Source organism: Streptomyces sp. 5-10, assembly GCF_014712245.1.
In the GTDB taxonomy this organism is placed as follows: domain Bacteria; phylum Actinomycetota; class Actinomycetes; order Streptomycetales; family Streptomycetaceae; genus Streptomyces; species Streptomyces violaceusniger.
Genome location: NZ_JACVYG010000177.1, coordinates 1 through 2,521 on the forward strand (window position 1 = coordinate 1; position 2,521 = coordinate 2,521).

Genomic DNA, 2,521 nt, shown 5'->3' on the forward strand with positions numbered 1-2,521 from the left:
CCACCCACTGCGCCCCCTGACCAGGGAAGACCAACACCGCACGCCCGTCAGCACCGGCCGCGCCTCGAATCAGCCCCGAGGTGTCACGGCCCTCCGCGAGTGCCGCCACGCCATCGAGCAGACCGTCCCGGTCCCCGGCCAGCACCACCGCACGGTGCTCGAACGCACTGCGCGTGGTCGCCAACGACAGGCCGATGTCATCGGCCGAAAGCTCCGCTCGCTCGCGCACATGCGCCAGCAGCCGGTCCGCCTGTGTCCGCAGCGCGGCCTCGGACTTGCCCGAGACCAGCCAGGGAGTGACGGGCAGCCGCCCCAGGCCGCCGGCGGGCTCGTCCACGGCGGGCCGCCCGGGCACCGGTCGCGGCGCAGGCGCCTGCTCGAGGATGACGTGCGCGTTGGTGCCGCTGACGCCGAAGGAGGACACGCCCGCCCGCCGCGGCCGACCGGTCTCGGGCCACGGCGTGGCGTCGGTCAGCAGCTGGACGGTGCCGGGCGACCAGTCCACGTACGGGGAGGGCTCGTCCACGTTGGGCATCCCGGGCAGCAGACCGTGCCGCATGGCCAGCACCATCTTGATCAGGCCCGCCACACCGGCGGCGGCCTGCGTATGGCCGATGTTGGACTTGATCGAGCCGAGCCACAGGGGCTGGTCGTCGGTGTGCTCCCGGCCGTACGTGGCCAGCAGCGCCTGCGCCTCGATCGGATCGCCCAGCGTCGTGCCCGTCCCGTGGGCTTCCACGACGTCGACCTGTCCGGCCGGGAGCCCGGCGTTGGCCAGCGCCTGGCGGATCACCCGCTGCTGGGACGGGCCGTTGGGCGCGGTGAGGCCGTTGCTCGCACCGTCCTGGTTGACGGCGGAGCCACGTACCACCGCCAGCACCTGGTGGCCGTTGCGGCGCGCGTCCGACAGCCGCTCCAGCAGCAGCATGCCCACGCCCTCGCCCCAGGCCGTGCCGTCGGCGGCCGCCGCGAACGGCTTGCACCGGCCGTCCGGCGCCAGGCCCCGCTGACGGCTGAACTCCACGAAGCCACGCGGTGACACCATCACCGAGACGCCACCGGCGAGCGCGAGGGAGCACTCGCCCTGTCGCAGCGCCTGCGCGGCCAGGTGCAGCGCCACCAGGGACGACGAACAGGCGGTGTCCACCGTGACCGCCGGGCCCTCGAAGCCGAAGGTGTAGGAGATGCGGCCGGAGACGACGCTGGCCGCGTTGCCGGTGGCCACATAGCCTTCGGTGGTCTCCGGGGCCCGGTCGACCAGGGACACGTACTCCTGCCCGTTGGTGCCCATGAACACGCCGGTACGGCTGCCGCGCACCGTTTCCGGGTCGATTCCGGCCCGTTCCCACAGCTCCCACGACGTCTCCAGCAGCAGCCGCTGCTGGGGGTCCATCGCCAGTGCCTCACGTGGCGAGATGCCGAAGAAGGACGCGTCGAAGCCGCTCACCTCGGAGAGGAACGCACCCTCGCGTACGTAGCTCTTGCCGAGCGCGTCCGGATCCGCGTCGTACAGCCCCTCGAGGTCCCAGCCACGGTCCGTGGGGAAGGCCGATACCGCGTCCTCTCCGGCGGCCAGCAGCCGCCACAGGTCGTCGGCGGAGCGTACGTCGCCGGGGAAGCGGCAGCTCATCGAGACGATCGCGATCGGCTCGTCCGCCGCGGCGGACGCGGTCGTGGCCACGTCCGCGGTCGCGCCGTCCGTCCGCTCATGGCTGCCGAGCAGTTCGGTGAGCAGATATCCGGCCAGCGCGGTCGGTGTGGGGTAGTCGAAGACCAAGGTGGCCGGGAGCTGGACGCCCGTGGCCTCGCTGAGCTGGTTGCGCAGGCCCACCGCGGTCAGGGAGTCGAAGCCGATCTCCATGAAGGCGCGGCCGGGCCCGATGGCGTCCACACCGCTGTGGCCGAGTACGGCGGCCACATGGGCCCGCACGACCTCCAGCAGGGTGCGCTGCCGTTCGGCCTCGGACAAGGTCTCCAGACGGCGGACGAGCGCCGAGGACTCCTCGGTGTGTGCGGGGTCGGTGTCGCCGGGCCGGGCGGTCGCGGTCAGCTTCCGGACCTCCGGGACGCCGCTGAGCAGCCGGGACAGCCGCCGGGCCTCGAAGGTGTCGGCGAAACGCTCCCAGTCGGCGTCGACGACGGCGAGGGCGGCGTCGGGGTGGCTGATGGCACGCTCCAGCGCCGCCAGGGCCAGCCGGGGATCCATCGCGGTCATGCCATTGCGCCGGATGGTGCGGCTGACCTCGGCGCTGCTGACGGCCATGCCGTGGTCGGCCCAGGGACCCCAGGCCACCGAGGTGGCCGGGAGTCCCGCACCGCGCCGCCACTCCGCCAACGCGTCCAAAGTCGCGTTCGCCGCCGCATAGTTGGCCTGCCCAGCGGCACCCACCGTCCCCGAGAACGAGGAGAACAAAACGAAGGCCGTCAGGTCCAGCTCGCGCGTCAGCTCATGCAGATGCCACGCCGCCTCCGACTTCGCCCGCAGCACAGCCTCGAACCGCTCCACCGACAGCCCGTCCAG

1 protein-coding gene is annotated in these 2,521 nt (G+C 72.8%); it reads right to left on the bottom strand.

Annotation, left to right across the window (positions count from 1 at the left end; translation table 11 throughout):
• A partial coding sequence (locus tag IEJ02_RS47660) for a type I polyketide synthase (RefSeq protein ID WP_191070486.1) occupies positions 1–2,521 on the bottom strand: 2,521 nt, incomplete at both ends.